Origin of the sequence: Arthrobacter sp. lap29 (assembly GCF_032458965.1) — a bacterium.
Lineage (GTDB): Bacteria > Actinomycetota > Actinomycetes > Actinomycetales > Micrococcaceae > Specibacter > Specibacter psychrochitiniphilus.
Genome location: NZ_JAUCEK010000002.1, coordinates 517,715 through 536,744, shown reverse-complemented (window position 1 = coordinate 536,744; position 19,030 = coordinate 517,715). Strand labels below are relative to the sequence as shown.

The following is a 19,030-nucleotide window of genomic DNA, read 5'->3' as shown; positions in this document are numbered from 1 at the left end:
CGCACACTCGGATACATCGGTGCCGCAGTACTCCTCGTTGCCACTTGGTGGGGGGCACGCGCCGAACAGCGTTGGCGCGGATGCCATCCGTCCCCCCAAAAGTTCTCAATACAGATGGTGCGAGAAACCTCCGACAACTGACCCCTCCATGGGCTGGGGTAGGCGCACCCGGTACTTCCTGCGTGCTACCAGTCCTGCATTACCCGACACGTTCTGTGGAACCCTGAGGGACGGGGAACCCCTCGACCTTTCATGCACCGTGGCCGAAACCTTAGGCCGTAGCCCGCGTTTAACACCTAGCCGGGCACTGACGTTTTAGACGCACCTTTTGACTCCCTCAGAAGCGACGGCCTACATCAGGCGTCTCCGAACGATAAGAACTTCAACTATCGAAAGAACCGGGACCTGTCCAGATGAAGTAAAGCTGCTATTCGACGATAGTCACAGTGTCCAAAGAGGGTTCCCTTGCGGACAGCGCCACCGATCTCGTCGCCAGGTTTGAGCTAGCTGGTTCAATGTACCGGAGCTTGACCGGCTTATGGGACGGTCCGAGATGCCTATCCGGATGGACCCTTGCGGGTGTTTGCGAGGATAGGACGGCGGGCGATCGCTGCCGGTTGCCCAGCTCTGAGCAACCGGTCACCCCTGCGTAAGCGCCGCCATTACCCGCGTTTGTGCACTGTCTCGATCCACACCCGCAGCGACCAGCGCCCGATCCAGGCGGTCGCTATGGACACTTAGCACCCCGAACAATAGGTGCTTGATCCCGACGTGATCGGAATGAAGCTCCCGCGCTGTCCGCTGCGCGGCCTTGAGTGCCTCCAGAGACTTGCGGGTGAACGGCAACTCTTCTGAGGTGTCCTCCGGACCAGGGGAGGCGAAACTCACTATCGCATCGCGCATCTCGTCCGGCCAGACGCCCAGCGCCGTCTGCACCGTGTCCGGAAAAGCGTGCAAAAGCCCCAATAGTAGATGCTCAGGACCGATGTACGAGTCATGCATCATGACCCTTGACTCTTCCTGCGCCATGACCACCGCCCGCCGGGCACCGTCGGTGTAGTTCTGAGACATCTTCGAACCGGTCATGCCCCAAAGCGTAGTCTTCGCGGCGCACCGGCACCATGGGCGCACCTCCCCGGAGGAGGATGTCCTGACCCGGCCGCCAATCGAGCTGCAGCCGTGTCAAGCGTTCCCGCTGACGGTTCCCCTCTGCACCATTCCAGCTGACGAAACGTTTGGTTCTTCCTGACGGATCCATCGAGCGTGTAGTACACCCAATCGCCGCTGCGCTTGCCAACGCGCCACATGCCCTCATCCATGAGAGCTCCATTGTCATGCCAACGTTGCCAAAATCCATTCTGCCTGCCATCGACGAAATCACCTTTTTGGAGCAACTCCCCATTTTCTCGACACCGCCTCCAGCTCCCGTCAAACTCGCCCCGCATGAAGTTGCCTTCGGCTTTAAGCTGGCCGTTGCGATACCAATTGCGCCACCTGCCGTGCTTCTTCCCGTCAAGGATAGGGCCCTCACCCATCGGTGTTCCGTCTTTGTACGTGTCTTGCTGAATCTTTGCCATGACCCCTTCGCCGCCGTGCCCGTTCGCAGTAGTTACACATTTGGCGCATCAAAACTATAAGTTCATTTCTACTGGCACGGTGACTTCCGTCCGCAAAGGGTTCCGCTTCCGGGCGCTCTTCTAGAGGACCGGCTCGCGGGACAATTCCACTGCGTCTATGTGGCACACTCTTGCTGGACTGGCTGCTGGCTTGTACGGCTCAACGTTCACAATCCGGGGATGGCGGTCGGCTTCGATTCTGCTCATAACCCGATAGGTCAGAAAAGGGGGCGTCGACGCCCTCTCCCTCCAGCGTTGATTACCTTCGCTAAGTTCCGGAGTTGCTGAGCCTGTATGCAAGATACCGGCGTGCTATGTATCCAGCCATGGCAGGTACAGCAGCGAGGATGACATACTCCAGCCAGAGTGGGTGAATGACGGCTGGCTCAATGAGAATGAATGAACAGCAGACTGCCACGATCAGGAGACCGAATGCCACGGTAGCGTTTGTGGTTTCAGGTTTCTTTCCGGTTTCTCGTCCAGTTTCGTTAAACCCGCCTACGGCGAAGCCAATGAGTGCCGTAGACATGACCAGTCCAATTACTGCCAAGAAAGTCATAAACTCCATGAGAATAGTGTCCTCTCCACTAATGCGTAGTTACAACCGATTGGGTTCTCTTGCTGATACCTTGTAAATCCACTAGTGCTCATGAAGAGAGTCAAGCTCGAAGACGATTCGGGTACAAGCTACGTATGGTGGGGCGTACCGGTGAGGGGACCCCCTCCGGGCAGGCTATGGGTGGCCTCTATTAGCAAGCCGCAGTCCAGTGGGTTGAGGCTCCTCGCGCCCCGATCGTCAGGTTTTCCGCTACCAGTAGGCTACCCCGAACAGGCCGCTGACTCCTTAGCGTGAATTTCCCGGCAGATCTTCCCCCAGACCCCGATATGGCCACAAGGAACTCGAGCACGCTAGCTAGTACCCGGCAGACAGGGCTTCGTGGCAGCTAGCTCAGCGTGTCCCCAGATGATGGTTGCCTTGTGGCCCTTATGGTGGTCTGCACCGTGGCGAGAGTGGGAGTGGCCGGAACACTGCTAAAACCGAAACGAACAGCCGGAACTATCTCCGCTAAGGGTCCACAGCAGCACCCGTCCCACAGGATGGACGCGCTTTCAACTCTGCGCAAACCGGTGACACCGTAATATTCGCGTCTGCCTGGCGCTGCCGTTCCTGCCGTCCTGACGCCGGGGCTCAACAAGCGCGCCAGCGGGTTGATCAGGCTCAGCCAGCGGGGGTGAACTGCTATAGCCCGGGGAACTAAAGCCAGAAGCAGCCCTAGCCGGGTGCGCCCGCCAATGCTGGCACTTAGCCGCAGCGGACCTGCCTCTACGCTCAGTACCTCACCTCCGCCTGTTGACGGGCCCACCTTGGTGTGGACAGGTACCAGCAACACTTCCTCGAAAGTGTAGGTGGTTTCGATGAAGTTGGCGATTTCACGCTGGGGAGCCAGAAGCAGCCGCCGGCCCGATGGAAGTTCCACCATGACGTCAGCGAAGGCACCGTAGGGTGACTCGTCCCAGATCCCCACCACGGCGCGAAGTCCGCACTGGCTGCCGAACCCGGCAATGTGTCCTTGAAAAATCCAGCGCCCGCTCACAGTAACCATGGGGTCACCAGCTTCTCGCTCTCCTCCCACATTGCCCTGGCCAGATTCGCATCCTCGGCTTGCCGGCTGGTGCGGGCAGCTTTGGACTTGGCAAAGTATTCTCCTGAACGCCAGTCCTGACCAGGTTCACCTATGGCCAGCCAGACTAGAGTTTGTGCGCCCTGTGCCGGGGTCAGCATGTAAGAGCGCAAGCCACTGCCGTACAGAAAACGCAAAGAGCTCTTAGAGCCTGCCGAAAAGTTCGTCGCCACCCCGCCCGGGTGGAAGGCAGCAGAGCTCAAACCCTGTGTGTTGAACCGCCGGTGAAGTTCTTTGGTGAAAAGAATATTAGCCAGTTTGGCGTTGCCGTAAGCGCGGTTGGATGAGTACTTTTTAACCAGCTCAAGATCCGCAATATCCATTTTTCCAAACAATACATGGGCCACGCTGGAGGTGTTGATCACCTTGGCTGCGCTGGAGAGCAGCGTATCTTGCAGTAAGCGTGTCAGAAGAAAGGGCGCCAAGTGGTTGACTTGAAAGGTTTTCTCATGGCCGTCCGCCGTCAGTTCACGGCCCGCCATAATGCCCCCGGCATTATTGGCCAGGACATCTATTCTGGGATATTTTTCCTTCAGTGCTGCCGCTAACTCCGCTACTTGGTCGAGCCGGGAAAAATCGGCAATGAAATAATCGGCGCCAATATCCTGGGCCACGGCCCGGGTCCGCTGCGCAGAACGCCCAATGACAACAATGGTGTCCCCTGTCTGGGCCAGCGTCCTCGCCGCTGCCTCACCAATCCCGCTACTTGCTCCGGTGATGACGATGGTGCGTTGTTCCACAGTTTTTACTCCCAAAGTCAATGATTTGCCGGTGATTAGTCCGGCTACATTTACGCTATCTCACCGGCGCCGGATGGCTAGTTCCACGCCTATCCCGCCACGCACCCGCTTATTTTTTTGCGTGATTTCTAGTTTCTAACCCGAAATGAATGCTGCGTTCCCACGGTGGCAAAAAACAAGCAAAGAATGATGTGACTAGACCTTTTTTCAACTACACCTAGCATTCGAACAGAAGAGTCATTACTGTTGCAGCAAGTGCAGCAGGTCACAGTCATCCACCGTTAGCTGTGGCCTTGGCGGCACTTCTGGAGGTGCATAGGGGCACCTTTTTAGAAAACAGCTAAGGAAGGCACTCAGATGAGCGAGAACCAACCACTGACAGACGATTTCAAAACCGTCCCTGTGAGCGACTGGTCCGATTTGGGCCAGCAATTGTGGTCATATTTGACCGGGCGCGGAGCAGCAGTCAACTACAGCTTCATGGACATGACGGTGGAAGTCCCGCGTGACATTGGCCCTGACGCACCGCGGGCAACCTGGAAGTTCAATGGGACCATGCGGGTCACCACCAGCGACAATGCAAGCACACCAGATTCTCCTTCGAGCCCGTAGGAAAAAGACCATGCGCTTCGACATCGATGTTGAGTTTTCCGCTCATTTGCCGGCTGAAGACGGCAAGGAGAGCGCAACCGTCCACGGCAGCATCAAGGCTGCTGGTAAGCAGATTCATGTAACAACGGATAACGCGGCCTTGTTCCGGCTAGGATCTCGAAGAAACTTATCTGCCATCAAGGGGATGGCTGCGACGCTTGCTAGGCACGGCATTGTTGTGACAGTCACTGTGCCAGAAGGCACCATTGTCAGTCTCGGTGCGGTGGAGGTATCAGCCTTTCAGCGGCTGATAACAACATCGCCCCACATCAAGCCCGGCAAGTCAAACACTTGGGCAACGGTGGTCAAAGCACAGGCTTCTAGCAATTTCCAAGGGCGCCTTGCTCCGCCTCCCACTCCCTTCCCGCTTGCCCCCACCTTTCAGCGCCTCTACCGAAGGAGCCCCACCACCACGCATTACTCTCGGGGAGGGGGCCGGCCCAGGCTCATATTTGTCCGGGACAGCGAGACATGGGATGGCAAACCACCCAATGAGTACTCTCTCACCGAGGAAACCACTGTTATTGGTAGCGGGCCAGATGCCAACTTCAGGTTGCCTGAACTGGCAGGTAGCCATGGGAGCATCATTCACAATGAAAACGATGAATATGTTTTCTGGGCGGGTGATCCGGCAGAAACGCATGCCCATGGTCAGATCCTGCGCACGGGTGCGAGATTGTTGATTGGCCCGTGGCGGATGGTCTTCTTCCGGGAGGAATATGCGGATCACGGCCGGCCATACGGAGGAAGAACCGCTGGGGAGTTTGCCCGCCTCCAACGGCCTCAGTTTGATCCGCGCTCAGGCCAGCTTGAATACGATGCCATAGTGGGGATGGGTGACCCGCGGCAACCGAAAAAGTAGCACTCCCTAAACTCTGTCCCTGAACGCTAACGCCTTCAGGGACAGAGTTTTTGGGGTATCAAATCAACCATCCAGGCCCGAGCTCAGGTTCGGGCACAATTGCTACTGCTACTGACCGGCACTGCGAGTACAGATCTAGTCCGCGCTATTGAGAGATTCCATAAAAGCGAGGCTGTCAGCGCTGATATTGGCACGAGCCGTATCACGGCTGATACCCGGCTGCCCGTCACCAGCTTGAGCCCCGTAGTCACCAAAGTCCGCGTGAACAGCTCCCTCGATGACGGTGAACGTGCTATCCGCCGGCAATAGAACCTTGGAGTTGTTGATCTTCTCTACTGTCGCCAATCCGTCATTGGATCCGGAAAGCGAGAGCACTTTCACCGGCACCGCACTCATGTCAGCGGCGGGATAGGAAGCGAACAGCAGTAGCCCTACTACCGGATCAGTGCTCGCGCCTGAGAAGGACTGTGCGTCAAGGGCGGAGACGGTGCCGCCCAGCGAGTGTCCGCCCACCACCCAGCGATCCACAGGACTGTGCTGCGTCCGGGCGCCCTTGAAAGCGCCGGTGGCGAGGAAGGCGATACCCAACGGCTGTTTGGGGATGACTACGGTGAATCCTTCTTCGGCAAGCGGGCGCAGAGTAGCCACGTAGGCGCGTGCATCAACCCGGGCGCCGGGCTGGAAAAATAGGCCAAGCCGTTTTTCGCTGTGAGCAGGCGCCAAGACGATCTGATCCGATGTTTCGTTGACAGTGACGCGGGCGTCCGAGTGCATGGCCAGAAGCGAGGGTGCAATGGCTGCAGACGGTACCAGCCACCCCACGGCAGCCAACACCAGCGTAAACGCCAACACCCCCATCCAGCGCAACGGCTTGAACCGCACAGCACTGGGCGATTGCCGCCAGAAGCGGATACCCAACACCGAACTAACCACAAACACCACCACCAGGATAGTCGCGTAGGCAATCTGCCCATGTTTGAGCATGCTGCCGGTAAGAATCGCAGCTGCAACGCTCACAATGACACCCGCCAGGCACAAGATCCGTGCGGTCCACAACAGTGCGGCATCTGCCCGGCGGGCCCCTGCCCGGGATCCTTCAGGCTCGCGCTTGCGCTTACCCTGGCGCTCGCTTGGGATCGGTTCATGGTCCGGACTGGTCATTTTTGACTCCCCTAAATTGCCTGATACGTGGTTGGTCATTGATGCTAGTCCTCCTAATAGATTCCCTGCCGCTGTGGACCGTGAACTGAAAAATCTAGGCCCGGCCAGTGGAACCGATCAGGAGAATGCGGTGGAGGGAAGATCCGGCTCATCGGCCATAATTGCGCTCACTATCCGCTGCGCCACGGCTGCTGGATCCAGCCCTTGCCCCAGACGTGGCGGCACACCGGAGATGGGGCGCGTATGCAGACCGGTTTCCGTGTGGGGAGGCCGCACATCTAGAACCCGTATATGTTCCCGACGCAATTCCGCACCCATGGCGGCGCTAAAACCAGTCAAAGCGCACTTGGTAGCTGAGTATGCCGCCATCCCCTTCATCGGTTTCTCGGCAACGATGGCGCTAAGGTGCACCACCACTGAACCAGGTTTGAGCTGCGGGAGTAGATTCTTGAACAGCCGCACCGGAGCAATAAAATTGAGCAACAACATCTGTTCGAAGGCGTCGTCATCCAATTCCGACAAGGGGCCAAAAGCAACCACACCGGCTGCATAAATGACACCGTCAAGACCGCCGCCCCTCGCAGCTGCCGCAGCCACAGCAGCGGGTCCGCTCGGCAATGTTAGATCCGCGGAAACCGTACCTATTACCGAATCACCCAGCTGGTCCGTCAAAGCTACCAGCTTCTTTTCGTTGCGCCCCGCGAGGACCAGCCGAGCCCCCTGCAGGGAAAGCTGGCGGCTAATGGCGGAGCCCAATCCCCCGGTGGCGCCGACAACAAGCATTTTGGAATTGAGTAACTGTGTCATGGGCGATGGTATCAACACCTCACTACACAGGCAATGAGGATTATCCTTCTTGAATCCGCAGAGAAGCTAAACTGTCAGGCCAACACCTGACGCTTGGAGGAAATCACTCCAGTATCAAAGCCTGCAAGGTGCAATCCGCCATGGAAGCGGGCATGCTCAATTTTCACGCACCTGTCCATAACCACCTCAAGGCCTGCGGCCTCGGCCGTGGCCGCTACCTCTTCGTGCCAGGCACCGAGTTGGAGCCAGAGTGTCTTGGCGCCTACGGCGATGGTTTCTTCCAGCACCGAGGGCAGGTCATCGTGACGGCGGAACACATCCACCAAATCAGGAACCTCGGGCAGATCGGCCAGAGTCTTGTACACCGGCTGCCCCAGAATCTCAGTGGCCACGGGGTTCACAAAGTAGACCCGGTAGCTGCTGGATGAGAGCAGATACGTTGCCACGAAGTAGCTGGCCCGGGATGGCTTATCCGAGGCGCCCACAATGGCAATAGAGGTGGTCTTGCGCAAAATTCCAAGACGTTCGGGGGCCGTGGGGCCATTCCAGGTACGTTCTGCCGTGCTCATGCTTTTGCCCCCATTGTGCAAGATTCAATCATTTCAGGCTCGGAGGGCGCATCGCCGCCGGCCTCTACGGCCTGGGCCGCTGTGAGCGCCTGGTCCAAATCCCAGAGGATGTCAGCCACGTCCTCGAGTCCTACCGAGATCCGAATCAGGTCCTCCGGCACCCCGGCAGCTTCGAGCTGCTCCGCCGTGAGTTGTTGGTGTGTGGTGGATCCAGGATGCAGGACAAGGGTGCGCGAATCACCAATGTTGGCCAAATGGCTGGCCAACTGCAGAGCATCAATGAAGACCTTCCCCGCAGCACGCCCGCCCTTGACGCCGAAGGCAAAGACGGAGCCGACGCCGTTTTGCAGGTAGCGCTGTCCCCGCTCGTAGTGCGGGTGACTGGGCAGCCCGGCGAACTTTACCCAGGAAATCCGTGGGTCAGCTTCCAGCCAATTAGCCACTGCCAAGGCGTTGCGCAGGTGCTCGTCCATGCGCTGTGGCAGCGTCTCAACACCTTGCAACAGCTGAAAGGCAGACTGTGCGGAGAGTGCCGGGCCGATATCGCGCAGCTGTTCGGAGCGCAATTTGGTCAAGAAACCGTACTCGCCAAAGTTCCCCCACCAGGAGACATTGCCGTACGAGGGGACGGGTTCGGTCATGGAAGGGAACTTGCCGTTGCCCCAATTGAACCGTCCGGATTCCACCACGACCCCGCCCAAGGTGGTGCCGTGGCCGCCCAGGAATTTCGTGGCCGAATGGATCACAATGTCTGCGCCGAACTCCATGGGCCGGATCAGGTAAGGAGTACTCAAGGTGGCATCCACTACCAGCGGCACCCCGGCGGCGTGCGCCACGTCTGCCAGACCTGAGAGATCGGCGATGTCTCCGGAGGGGTTCGCGACAATTTCGGTGTACACCGCCTTCGTGTTCTCTTGGATAGCTGCGGCGAAGTCGCCGGGATCGTTCGAGTCAACGAAGGTGGTGTCAACGCCGAAGCGGCGCAGCGTCACATCCAGCTGGGTGATGGTGCCACCGTACAGCTTTGAAGATGCCACAATATGGTCCCCGGCCCCAGCCAATGCTGCAAAGGTGATGAACTCTGCTGCCATGCCGGAAGCGGTTGCCACGGCCCCAATCCCCCCTTCTAGGGAGGCGATACGCTCCTCAAAGGCTGCCACTGTGGGGTTGCCAATGCGGGAGTAAATGTTGCCGTACTTTTGCAGCGCAAATAGCTTCGCGGCATCGTCGGTGTCCTTGAAAACGAACGAGGTGGTTTGGTAGATGGGTACCGCACGGGCGCCGTGCTCGGCGTCGGGCGTGCCACCTGCATGGAGGGCCCGGGTACGGAAGCCAAAAGTGTGTTCGGTCATTGGAGACTTACCTTGTCATAGTTGCTGGCGGGAATGCGGAAGGCGCCCCTGTGGGTGCCGCTGTTGACGACGCGGCGCTCAAGGCGATTCCTTCCCGAGGTACTGTTTGATGGCTGCGGAGATGCCAGCCAAAGATTCTTCATTCTGCAGCGAGGTGGTGTCTCCCAACGGTGTCCCCTGATACATCTGTGCCAGCAGCCGCCTCATAATTTTTCCGGAGCGAGTCTTGGGAACATCCGGAACCACCACAACGGCGGAGGGCTTGGCGATCGGACCAATCATGTGTGCCACCTGGGCTCGCAACTGCGTTTGAACTGCGGCACCACCGAGGTCACAGGATGGTGCCAGCACCACAAAGGCGACGACAGCGTGACCGGTCAAGGGGTCTGCCACCGGGGTCACCCCGGCTTCAACCACCACCGGATGGCTCACTAGGGCGGATTCGATCTCGATGGTGGAGAGCCGGTGTCCGGAAATATTGATGACGTCATCGATCCGGCCCAGAATCCAAATGTCACCGTCCTCGTCATAACGGGCGCCGTCGCCGGCCAGGAAGTAGCCTTGCCGGGCGAACTTGCGCCAATAGGAATCCAGGTAGCGTTGTGGGTTTCCCCACACGGTCCGGGCCATAGCCGGGCCTGTTCCGTCCACCACAATCAAACCCTGCTCACCGCGCGAAACGTCAGTTCCGGCGTCGTCTACGATGCGCACGCTCACGCCGGGCAGGGGGCGTGAGGCACACCCGGGTTTGAAATTCGTATCGGAAGGACGCGGGGACAAAATGGTGGCCCCCGTCTCGGACTGCCACCACGTGTCCACCATAGGGACGGTGCCTGCACCTAGCTGATTGCGCAGCCACATCCATGCCTGAGGATTTACGGCCTCACCCACGGTGCCTAGCAGCCGGATCGAGGAAAGGTCGTAGTGGGATGGCACGCCGTCGGGAAACCAGCCCATGAGCGAGCGGACCAGTGTGGGCGCCGTGTAATAGCTGGTGACACCATAGCGTTCAATGATCTCAAAGTGCCGGCCAGGGTGCGGGGTGTTGGGGGTCCCCTCGAAAATTACCTGGGTGACGCCGTTGGAGAGTGGGCCGTAGATCTCATAGGTATGTGCCGTGACCCAGGCGAGATCGGCCGTGCACCAGTGCACATCAGTATCCCGCAGGGCTGGATCGGGGTTGCTGAAGAGCAGTTCGTGAGTGTAGGAGGCCTGGGTCAGGTAGCCTCCGGTGGTGTGGACCAGGCCCTTGGGAGCGCCGGTGGTCCCGGAGGTGTACATGATAAACAGGGGGGTTTCGGCGTCGAAATGTTCGGCCGTGTGCTCCGTGCCGGCCTGTTCAAGAGCGTCATGCCACCAGATGTCCCGGCCGTGCGTCCACTCAACCGGTGAACCGGTGCGCTTGATAACCAACACATGCAAAATGGCGTTCTCCCCCGCCACCGCCACATCCGCATTGGCTTTGACAGGGACGGCCTGCCCGCGGCGGAACTGCCCGTCGGTAGTGACCAACAGCTTCGCGCCGGTGTCCTCCACCCGGAACTTCAGCGCCTCGGCAGAGAAACCGCCAAAGACTAGGGAATGAATGGCGCCAAGGCGCGCCACGGCCAAGGTGATGACAATGGTTTCAACCAGGACCGGCAGGTAGATGACAACCCTGTCCCCCTTGACGATGCCCAGCGCCGTGAGGGCGTTCGCGGCCCGGCACACCTGATCCTGGAGTTCTTGATAGGTGACCTGGCGGCGATCCCCGGGTTCGCCCTCAAAAAACAGTGCCACCTTCTCGCCCTTGCCAGCGGCCACATGGCGGTCCACGCAGTTGACGGATGCGTTGAGCTTGCCACCAGCGAACCACTCGATGCTCGGGACGCGCAAGGCGGATGTGGCGGAATCCGCAGAATCCGCTGCGGACTTGATGTTCGGCGAGGCCTGCGGGTCAGGTGCTTGGAGATCAAGTGCCTGCGGGTCAAGTGCGGGGGTGAAGGTGTGGGTGGTATGCCACGGCTGGGCCCAGTCAAGCCGGCGTGCTTGCTGATCCCAAAACTCGATCCGTTGCTGTTCAGCTGACGCAGGGCCCGCCGCCGCACCGGCTAGTACAGGGGACGCGCTCGGTGCAGGAGCCGGGGCAAGGGTGGAACTCATGTATTTCTCCATCTTTCCCGGAGCTGACACTTCCGGTGCGGGCGGGCGCGTAAAAGCGCTGCCTAAACTGGCAGTGTTGCGGATTCTTCGGCCCAGGTCCCTCAGCCGCGCAACATATATCTTCCACTACTAGAGCGCATGAACACAGAAGCAGACAAATTTGCGCAACCCTAAGAGACTATTCTCAGAACTACTACGTCTCATGGACAAGATTAGTGACACCGAATCGTTCATTCGTTCATCTAGTGGTATTTTCAGAGTCACCGCTGTACGTGGCACTCACGCAGGAAAAGGCCCTTGTTTCAGCCGGGCGCTCTGGACGCCGTGGAGGATCAGGTTCTTTCCGTCACAAGGGCACCAGCGCCGCTATTTGTCACAGACATGAATGGCGGAAGGCGCTTTCAGGTGGGCGAATTCCCCTTCTCTCTCCTGGCGGGAGAAAGGCTGAAACTGGGCCAGCCGGCGTCGGGCTTCAGAAGCTACAGGGCCTTTCGCGGAGGGCTTTCACTGCCCCAGGTCTTCTTCTCACGATCCATTGATTTACTCTCCTGATTTGATCCGGAACCTGTTGCGCACGGAACCATCCTGACGGTACGGCGCCCCACTGCCGGGCATGAGCTGGGTAGTCCTGATGTGCTCGTCAGCGCGATACCGGAAATTACGGTGTTTCGATTTGTGCCCGGTCCCCGCAACGGCTTGAGGAGCGTCCACTGCCAGGGCTCCGGGACCATGAGCTCGTCGGTGGGGGCAGCGTCATTGAAGCAGACTTTGATCAGGCAGCCCAGCTGGCACCCGGAGCGATATCCCGTCCAGCATCTTCATCTCAACGGAGCGAACCGCTCGCCTGATCCAGGCTGGCCCGCACACGTGCCGTGAGTTGCGTGGGGAAAACCTACATCCGTAGCTGCTATAGCCGAATAGGCGTTGCCGACCGCCGCACCCCCGAACACTGGCCATGCGGCCAGTATCACTAAGGGTGTGAGAGAAAATGTCGGTGGCGGCTGAGAAGATTGAGGGGCAGCATCAACAGACGGAGACTTCTCATGAGCACCTTGATTCAAAAATTCCTTGCCCTTTTTTCAACAACCGTTCAGGATCACCCGGAACCCGTTCAGGAACAGCTGTCCGCTGATGGGATGCCGCTTGCGGGACCCACCTACCTGCGTGAATTTGCCCACCGGCTAGGTCTCGAGGTGGACGATCTTTCCACCGCAGAACAGTCTGAGCTGAAGAGGCGCCTTGATGCTTCCATGGACTTTCGCGAACAAAACTACGATCTCATGTACCGGCAGGTCTACCAGCTAGGCCACGGGTTCTCACTCGCCGATGCGGAACGTGTCAGCACACAGATTAGTGAGATCTGTGCACAGCAAGAGGCACAGGCATATTTGGACTACCGTGAGAATGCCGTCGCAGCTGAGGCCCTGATGGGAGCTGCCTCGATCCTGCAAAACGAAGGCCAACACGGCGCAGCGGCACGCCTCTTTGCCCTCGCCGATGCCCGCCGCCACCGCAGCTCACGGCTAGGCGAAGCGTTGGAGAACAAACTGCCCTCGGAGCAAGATCAGGACCGGCAGAATCATGAGCCGGAGCCCCAGGACGATGCCGGGGCAGCGTCAGTGGCGCCCAAGGTCGTCATCGGGCCGGAAGAGGGCTCTGGAGAAGGAACCGTTGATGTACATGAGCTGGATTCCAAGCCTGGCCTTGAAGGGCTCATGAATAAGAACACGTCTAAGGGGACAAAAGACACCAAAAAGGTCATCAAATAGGCCGCCTCTAGCATCACACATCATTGTGCTCGCCTATGATGTGTGCCACATACCAACAAGTAGGCTCCGTCACAACAGTTATGGTTGATGGCGGTGCCCGCTAGGGCTTCCCTTACTGACCCAAGCTAACGGCGGCACCGTGCACCACCCCATTTCTCCGGTATGCAGGAAGAAGTTCATGACTTTCGCTCACCCCCAGGCTCACAAGCTCATTCCGGCCGCCACGGTTTTGGCGGCCGCCCTTATTCTCTCTGGCTGCACGTCCGCAAAAACGAGCAACGACCCCAGCAAAGACGCTGGCGCCCCCGTCACAGGCGGAACCTTGGTGTACGCCTCCGGCGATGCCGAACCGTCCTGCCTAGATCCTCACGTAGGCGGTAACTACCCTCAAGCCTTAGTTGCGTCCCAGTATTTGGAGACCCTCTACACCAAGGACGCCGACGGGAAAATCATTCCGTGGTTGGCACAGGATTCCACCGTCACAGAGGACGGACTGACGCGCATCGTGAAGATCCGCGACGGCATCAAGTTCACCGATGGTACGGCCCTTGACGCGGAGGCTGTGAAAGTCAACTTTGAGCACTTACTAAACCCCGAGACGGCCTCTTCCACGGGTTACCTGGCCTTGGGCAAGATTTCCTCCATGACAGCCGTGGACGCAACCACACTGGAAATCAAGCTCTCCTCACCGGATAACTCATTGCTTGAGTCCTTCTCGATGCCCTGGGTTGCCATCGAGTCACCCACCGCACTGAAGCGTACCAAGGCAGAAAACTGCGAATCCCCCGTAGGAACCGGGCCGTTCAAAGTGGAGTCTTGGAAGAAACAGGACGCAGTGAACCTGGTCCGAAACGCCGATTACGCGCTCCCCGTACCGGAAGCGGGCCACGCCGGCCCCGCCTACTTGGACGGCATCACCTGGCGGTTCATCCCCGAGGCTGCCACAAGGTTTGCGGCACTTCAGGCCGGTCAGGTGCAGGTGATTGACAACGCCCAGCCGGATGCAATTGCCGCTGCTAGCAAGGGCGCGTCCATCAAACATTTGGATGCGCCCCGCCCCGGCGCCGCCAATCGCATTGAGCTGAACTCCTCCAAGGCACCGTTCAACGACGAAAAGGTCCGGGAAGCCTTCGTCCACTCTGTCAACGTGGACGCTGGCATTGAGTCCCTGTTCTTCGGCACGGCCTCGCGTTCTTACTCACCGCTGTCAAGCGTTGAACCGCTGGCTTTCTCCGAGAAGTCACTGTTCTCCTACGATCCGGCCAAGGCTGGCGAGTTGCTCGATGCTGCGGGGTGGAAGGAACGCGACTCCGCGGGATACCGCATCAAGGACGGCAACCGCCTGACGCTGGCCTTCCCGGTGAGCACCAGCCAGTCCATCCCGGCTGAGCAGTCACTCTTCGAGCAAATGCAGGCCACGGCCAAGGAATCGGGCTTCGAGATCAAGATCAAGCTCCTGGACATCTCCAGCTGGTACGGGGATCTGGCGAAGAATGACTACAACTTGGTCTCGGCACCGTACACGAAGGTTGGCCCGAGCGTGCTGTCCATCCTGTTCCACTCCAAGTCCACCATCCCTGCCCCGTCCGGATACTTTGCCAACCTTTCCCAAGTCAAAGACCCCACGTTAGATGAGCTCCTTGACAGTGCCGGAACCACCAAGGACCCTGCGCAGCGCAAAGAACTCTACACCGAGGCACAAAAAATGGTCCTGGAGGGCTACTACTTGCTGCCCCTCTACGACCAGCAGAACCACTTCTTGTATTCCGAGAAATTAAAGGATGTTGGCACCACCACAGCCGTGGCCTCGCCAACTTTCTTTGATAGCTGGCTTGCCAACTAGGCATCAGCCGTGAGTCCCTCCGCAACCACCTCGACCCGGCAGGGCGGTGCCCTCAAGGCATCGCTTCGCTGGCTCCTGAGCACACTAGCTGGCGGCATCTTCGTGCTCTGGGCGGTTGCAACAGCCATCTTCTTTGGCATCCGGATGATTCCGGGCGACCCGGCGGCAGCCATCATGGGCGGCCCCGGCTCCCAGGCGTCCGCCGAGGCTCTCGAGGCGGCCCGGATTGAGTATGGTCTGGACCAGCCGCTGTTCGTGCAGTACTTTGGCCAGTTGCGGCGGCTGGCCGTGGGAGACCTGGGTACGTCCTATTCACTCAAGAGCCCAGTCTCAGAGGTGCTGGCTGAGATTGTTCCCTCCACCCTTGTCCTCGCCGGTCTCGCCTTGGTGGTGGCGTGGCTCATGGCCCTGCTTCTGGCCGTGTTGTCCACCCGTATTTCCGTGGTGGGTTCTGCCGTGGAGATCATCTCCGCCGCGGTCCCACACTTTTGGTTGGCCAGCGTGCTCATCATGATATTTTCGACGGCGCTGGGCTGGTTCCCTCCCGTCAGCAGCAACACCCCGGGCGGGCTGGTGCTGCCAGTGGTCACCCTGGCCCTACCGTTGGCCGGATTTCTGGGCCAAGTTATGCGTGACAGTCTTGAAAAGGCTCAGCACTCGGCCTTCGCCCTGTCTGCCCGAGCCCGCGGAGAATCAGAGATCGGTGTGCTGCTGCGCCATTCGCTGCGTCACGCCGCACTGCCCGGTATTGCCTTATCCGGCTGGGCCTTGGGTTCGCTGTTGTCCGGGGCCGTGGTGGTTGAATCCATCTTTGCCCGGCCGGGACTGGGGCGAGCGCTTCTCTCCGCAGTGACCGCACGCGATATTCCGCTGGTGACCGGTGTGGCCCTTGTCTCTGCGGGTGCCTACGTGCTGATTATGGCTGTCTCCGACCTGGCCGAACGCCTGGTAGACCCGAGGATCAGGGAGCCATGAGTATTCACAATTCGATGCTGCCCCTGACGGATCCGGTACTGGTGTCCGCAGGCACCCGGGTGCCCCGCCCCGGCGCAACCTTGGCGCGGCGGTTGGTGCGCCGCCTACCCACGGTAATAGCCGCCGTCGTACTTTTCTTTTTTATTCTCGCAGCCATAGCACCGTATCTTTTGGCGCCGGATGACCCCCTGGCCATCAACCCCGCCGCAGCGTTCTCCCCGCCGGGTCCGGGGCACTTACTGGGAACGGATGAGTCGGGGCGTGATATTTATTCGCGCATCATTCACGGCGCGCGGCCCTCCCTGCTCATTGGTGCTGCGGCGACTGCGGCAGGACTCGGCCTGGCCCTGGTGCTGGGTATTGCCGCCGGATTTGGTGGGCGGTGGCTGGACTTCGGGATAGGCCGCATCCTTGAGGTTCTTTTTGCCTTGCCCGGATTGTTGCTGGCGCTGGTGTTTATTGCCCTGGCCGGGCCGGGCGTGGGCACTACTGTGTTGGCGGTGGCGCTGACAACGGCTCCGGGGTACGCGCGGGTGATTCGCGGCCAAATCATCGCCTTACGCGCCTCCCCCATGGTGGAGGCCGCCACGGTGCTGGGGCGGAGCAGGTGGCGGATCCTCACGGCTCATATTCTGCCCAATGCGCTGGCACCGGTTGCTGTTCTGGCAACGCTGGGGTTGGGACAAGCGGTGCTCTGGGCAGCGTCGTTGAGCTTTCTGGGGCTTGGTTCCCCACCGCCGGCACCGGAATGGGGCACCATGCTCTCGGCCGGGCGCACATACCTCTCGCTGGCGTGGTGGATGACGTTCTTCCCCGGATTGGCCATTGTTATACTGGCTGGCTCTGCCACCGTGCTCTCGCGCTCCATGAAGGCGGCAAGCTCACAATGACAACGCTCAAGCCTGTTCTTCAGGTCACGGACCTGAACGTTTCCTTCGGCCCGGACACCGTGGTGCGCGGCATTTCACTGACGGTAAATCCGGGTGAATGCCTGGCTCTTGTGGGTGAATCGGGGTCCGGCAAATCAGTCACGGCCCGGTCGCTGCTTGGCCTCGCCGGGCGCGGCGCCCACGTGCGCGCCAAGACGCTGTCCGTGGCCGGCTACGATGCCCAGAAATTATCCCCGCGAGGTTGGCGGAAACTGCGTGGTGCGCACGTGGGCTTCATCTTGCAGGATGCCTTGACCTCGCTGGACCCTCTGCGCACTGTCGGGAAAGAGATTGAGGACGTACTGCGCCTGCACGGCTCCGCGTCCGGATCGCAGCGTGCGGCACATGTCATTGAACTGCTGCAGGCGGTGGGTCTGGATGACCCGGTGCGCCGGGCGGGGCAACGTTCCGGGGAACTTTCCGGTGGCATGCGCCAGCGGGCGCTGATTGCCTCCGCCATTGCCATGGATCCGGCCCTCATTATTGCCGACGAGCCCACCACAGCCCTAGATGCCACGATTGCTGCAGCCGTACTGGGGCTGCTGCGTGATTTACGCCGCGGCGGGGCGGGAATGCTACTGATCAGCCACGATCTTGCCGCCGTTTCTGCGACCGCAGATTCCATCGCCGTGATGGCCAACGGGCGCATTGTGGAACAGGGCCCGCGCGCGCAGGTTCTGGAGGATCCGCAGCATCCTTACACCCGTGCTCTGCTTGCCGCCGCACCGTCGGGGAAGCCCCGTTTCACCCGGTTGTCCCCCAGTGCTGGTGCGCCCTCTTCTGCTCCGCAGCCCTCCGGAGCAGCCACCACAGCTCCCCCACTTGGGGCCGCGGATGCACAGCCGCTGCTGAGTGCGCGGGGGCTTGCGAAGTCCTTTCCCATGGCTGGTTCAGCGGATTTCCGGGCCGTTTCCTCCGTGGACTTTGAGCTTTTCCCGGCCCGAACCTTAGGTGTTGTGGGCGAGTCCGGCTCCGGGAAGACCACTACTGCTCGCATGGCTCTGGGATTATTGGTGCCCGACGCCGGATCCGTTGAGTTTTGCGGTGAGCCCTGGAGCGCTGCTGCTGAGTCAGCACGGCGTGCGCGCCGCCCATCTCTGGGCGCCATTTACCAAGATCCGCTCTCCTCTTTTGACCCCCGCCTCTCGACAGCTTCTCTGCTGGCAGACTCCCTGAGTTTCGGGGCCACACGCAATCCCCGCAGCTACTCTGGCGAAATCTCACAATTGCTGGAAATGGTGGGGCTGCACCCGGACCTGGCACCCCGGAACCCGGCCACGCTCTCCGGCGGGCAGCGCCAACGCCTGGCTATTGCCCGCGCCTTGGCGCCGAAGCCCAAAGTGTTGATCTGTGATGAACCGGTCTCGGCATTGGATGTATCCATCCAGGCGCAGGTCCTTGACCTCCTTGATGAACTGCAGCAAAGCCTCGGGTTGAGCTACTTGCTGATCTCTCATGACCTGGCCGTGATCCGGCATATGAGTGATGATGTCCTAGTCATGAAGGCAGGGGAAGTTGTTGAATCCGGCGCCACAGAGTCGGTGTTCACCAATCCTCAGCACAGCTATACCCGGGCGTTGCTCGCGGCAACGTCGAGTGAGTCCTGAAGAGCGTCAAGTACATGGCGCAGGATGTTGATCACTCGTTAATGCTCTCTAGCTTCAAGGAGTCGGTCACCGTGCAGAAACTTCGGAAACTTCCCCGGTGGGCAATGATTCTCTCCTCTTGCGTGGCCGCCGTGGCCGTTGCATTTATTGTGTTGGGGCTGATCGCCGTACTGACAGGGGCAGGCACGGACAAAGTGCTCTTTAACGGTGTGGCAGCTTTGGCTTTCGGGATTGGCGCTTGGTCCATTGCCGTCAAAGGCAACCCCGCACATTCCCGACGCACCCATGCTCCACCTAATCGTCAAAGCCCCACCCGCTGGTGAGC

The 19,030-nt window shown here is 59.7% G+C and carries 18 protein-coding genes and 1 pseudogene; 9 read left to right on the top strand and 10 right to left on the bottom strand.

Annotated features, from left to right (window positions below):
* Positions 1–639 precede the first annotated feature (639 nt).
* From RY113_RS05555 to RY113_RS05540, 5 genes and pseudogenes are all read right to left on the bottom strand, one after another.
* Entirely contained in the window at positions 640–1,086 is a 447-nt protein-coding gene (locus RY113_RS05555) for a Clp protease N-terminal domain-containing protein (RefSeq protein WP_315913803.1), read from the bottom strand.
* Between the two features lie 386 nt (positions 1,087–1,472).
* A pseudogene (locus RY113_RS18495) lies at positions 1,473–1,535 on the bottom strand (hypothetical protein); the annotation flags it as partial.
* Positions 1,536–1,884: 349 nt separating this feature from the next.
* The gene (locus RY113_RS05550; RefSeq protein ID WP_315913802.1) at positions 1,885–2,184 is read right to left on the bottom strand and encodes a hypothetical protein; all 300 of its coding nucleotides are present in this window, start codon (positions 2,182–2,184) and stop codon (positions 1,885–1,887) included.
* A 376-nt stretch (positions 2,185–2,560) separates the two neighbouring features.
* Positions 2,561–3,220 carry a hypothetical protein gene (locus RY113_RS05545; protein ID WP_315913801.1) on the bottom strand — a complete coding sequence of 220 codons (660 nt, stop codon included), beginning with the start codon at positions 3,218–3,220 and terminating at the stop codon, positions 2,561–2,563.
* On the bottom strand, positions 3,208–4,038 hold the full coding sequence (locus tag RY113_RS05540) for an SDR family NAD(P)-dependent oxidoreductase (protein WP_110106900.1): 831 nt from the start codon (positions 4,036–4,038) through the stop codon (positions 3,208–3,210). Before RY113_RS05540 ends, RY113_RS05545 begins: the two co-directional genes overlap by 13 nt.
* Before the next feature lie 357 nt (positions 4,039–4,395).
* On the opposite strand from RY113_RS05540, the gene RY113_RS05535 reads away from it, so the two are divergent.
* Positions 4,396–4,650 carry a hypothetical protein gene (locus RY113_RS05535; protein ID WP_110106901.1) on the top strand — a complete coding sequence of 85 codons (255 nt, stop codon included), beginning with the start codon at positions 4,396–4,398 and terminating at the stop codon, positions 4,648–4,650.
* A 10-nt stretch (positions 4,651–4,660) separates the two neighbouring features.
* Entirely contained in the window at positions 4,661–5,551 is an 891-nt protein-coding gene (locus tag RY113_RS05530) for an FHA domain-containing protein (RefSeq protein ID WP_315913800.1), read from the top strand.
* 135 nt (positions 5,552–5,686) lie between these two features.
* On the opposite strand, the gene RY113_RS05525 is transcribed toward RY113_RS05530, so the two are convergent.
* The 5 genes from RY113_RS05525 to acs form a co-directional block, all read right to left on the bottom strand.
* Positions 5,687–6,712, bottom strand: coding sequence for an alpha/beta hydrolase (locus RY113_RS05525; protein ID WP_315913799.1), 1,026 nt, complete (start codon positions 6,710–6,712; stop codon positions 5,687–5,689).
* A 117-nt stretch (positions 6,713–6,829) separates the two neighbouring features.
* Positions 6,830–7,519: an SDR family NAD(P)-dependent oxidoreductase gene (locus tag RY113_RS05520; protein ID WP_315913798.1), complete on the bottom strand. Its 690-nt coding sequence runs from the start codon at positions 7,517–7,519 to the stop codon at positions 6,830–6,832.
* A 74-nt stretch (positions 7,520–7,593) separates the two neighbouring features.
* Positions 7,594–8,088: a CoA-binding protein gene (locus tag RY113_RS05515; RefSeq protein WP_110106905.1), complete on the bottom strand. Its 495-nt coding sequence runs from the start codon at positions 8,086–8,088 to the stop codon at positions 7,594–7,596.
* Complete coding sequence (locus RY113_RS05510) at positions 8,085–9,440, bottom strand: O-acetylhomoserine aminocarboxypropyltransferase/cysteine synthase family protein (protein ID WP_315913797.1); 1,356 nt, start codon at positions 9,438–9,440, stop codon at positions 8,085–8,087. The genes RY113_RS05515 and RY113_RS05510 overlap by 4 nt, the downstream gene beginning before the upstream one ends.
* A gap of 78 nt (positions 9,441–9,518) precedes the next feature.
* Positions 9,519–11,582 (bottom strand): acetate--CoA ligase, encoded by a 2,064-nt coding sequence (gene acs, locus RY113_RS05505; protein ID WP_315913796.1) that lies wholly within the window; start codon positions 11,580–11,582, stop codon positions 9,519–9,521.
* Positions 11,583–11,906: 324 nt separating this feature from the next.
* On the opposite strand from acs, the gene RY113_RS18490 reads away from it, so the two are divergent.
* The 7 genes from RY113_RS18490 (at position 11,907) to RY113_RS05475 (ending at position 19,028) form a co-directional block, all read left to right on the top strand.
* Positions 11,907–12,134 (top strand): hypothetical protein, encoded by a 228-nt coding sequence (locus RY113_RS18490; RefSeq protein ID WP_396334215.1) that lies wholly within the window; start codon positions 11,907–11,909, stop codon positions 12,132–12,134.
* Between the two features lie 491 nt (positions 12,135–12,625).
* Positions 12,626–13,351, top strand: coding sequence for a hypothetical protein (locus tag RY113_RS05500; RefSeq protein ID WP_315913795.1), 726 nt, complete (start codon positions 12,626–12,628; stop codon positions 13,349–13,351).
* A gap of 178 nt (positions 13,352–13,529) precedes the next feature.
* The gene (locus tag RY113_RS05495; RefSeq protein ID WP_315913794.1) at positions 13,530–15,194 is read left to right on the top strand and encodes an ABC transporter substrate-binding protein; all 1,665 of its coding nucleotides are present in this window, start codon (positions 13,530–13,532) and stop codon (positions 15,192–15,194) included.
* A gap of 9 nt (positions 15,195–15,203) precedes the next feature.
* Positions 15,204–16,169, top strand: coding sequence for an ABC transporter permease (locus RY113_RS05490; RefSeq protein ID WP_315913793.1), 966 nt, complete (start codon positions 15,204–15,206; stop codon positions 16,167–16,169).
* Positions 16,166–17,059, top strand: a complete 894-nt coding sequence (locus RY113_RS05485; RefSeq protein ID WP_315913792.1) for an ABC transporter permease — start codon at positions 16,166–16,168, stop codon at positions 17,057–17,059. The genes RY113_RS05490 and RY113_RS05485 overlap by 4 nt, the downstream gene beginning before the upstream one ends.
* Complete coding sequence (locus RY113_RS05480; protein WP_315913791.1) at positions 17,056–18,705, top strand: ABC transporter ATP-binding protein; 1,650 nt, start codon at positions 17,056–17,058, stop codon at positions 18,703–18,705. The genes RY113_RS05485 and RY113_RS05480 overlap by 4 nt, the downstream gene beginning before the upstream one ends.
* A gap of 14 nt (positions 18,706–18,719) precedes the next feature.
* Positions 18,720–19,028 (top strand): hypothetical protein, encoded by a 309-nt coding sequence (locus RY113_RS05475; RefSeq protein ID WP_315913790.1) that lies wholly within the window; start codon positions 18,720–18,722, stop codon positions 19,026–19,028.
* Positions 19,029–19,030 lie beyond the last annotated feature (2 nt).

Excerpts from the sequence above, each read along its gene's own strand:
- RY113_RS05545 (WP_315913801.1), bottom strand. The coding sequence starts at position 3,220 with ATGGTTACTGTGAGCGGGCGCTGGATTTTTCAAGGACACATTGCCGGG.
- RY113_RS05480 (WP_315913791.1), top strand. The coding sequence starts at position 17,056 with ATGACAACGCTCAAGCCTGTTCTTCAGGTCACGGACCTGAACGTTTCC.
- RY113_RS05495 (WP_315913794.1), top strand. The coding sequence starts at position 13,530 with ATGACTTTCGCTCACCCCCAGGCTCACAAGCTCATTCCGGCCGCCACG.
- RY113_RS05485 (WP_315913792.1), top strand. The coding sequence starts at position 16,166 with ATGAGTATTCACAATTCGATGCTGCCCCTGACGGATCCGGTACTGGTG.
- RY113_RS05500 (WP_315913795.1), top strand. The coding sequence starts at position 12,626 with ATGAGCACCTTGATTCAAAAATTCCTTGCCCTTTTTTCAACAACCGTT.
- RY113_RS05535 (WP_110106901.1), top strand. The coding sequence starts at position 4,396 with ATGAGCGAGAACCAACCACTGACAGACGATTTCAAAACCGTCCCTGTG.
- RY113_RS05525 (WP_315913799.1), bottom strand. The coding sequence starts at position 6,712 with ATGACCAGTCCGGACCATGAACCGATCCCAAGCGAGCGCCAGGGTAAG.
- acs (WP_315913796.1), bottom strand. The coding sequence starts at position 11,582 with ATGAGTTCCACCCTTGCCCCGGCTCCTGCACCGAGCGCGTCCCCTGTA.
- RY113_RS05555 (WP_315913803.1), bottom strand. The coding sequence starts at position 1,086 with ATGACCGGTTCGAAGATGTCTCAGAACTACACCGACGGTGCCCGGCGG.
- RY113_RS05515 (WP_110106905.1), bottom strand. The coding sequence starts at position 8,088 with ATGAGCACGGCAGAACGTACCTGGAATGGCCCCACGGCCCCCGAACGT.
- RY113_RS05510 (WP_315913797.1), bottom strand. The coding sequence starts at position 9,440 with ATGACCGAACACACTTTTGGCTTCCGTACCCGGGCCCTCCATGCAGGT.
- RY113_RS05530 (WP_315913800.1), top strand. The coding sequence starts at position 4,661 with ATGCGCTTCGACATCGATGTTGAGTTTTCCGCTCATTTGCCGGCTGAA.
- RY113_RS05475 (WP_315913790.1), top strand. The coding sequence starts at position 18,720 with ATGGCGCAGGATGTTGATCACTCGTTAATGCTCTCTAGCTTCAAGGAG.
- RY113_RS05520 (WP_315913798.1), bottom strand. The coding sequence starts at position 7,519 with ATGACACAGTTACTCAATTCCAAAATGCTTGTTGTCGGCGCCACCGGG.
- RY113_RS05550 (WP_315913802.1), bottom strand. The coding sequence starts at position 2,184 with ATGGAGTTTATGACTTTCTTGGCAGTAATTGGACTGGTCATGTCTACG.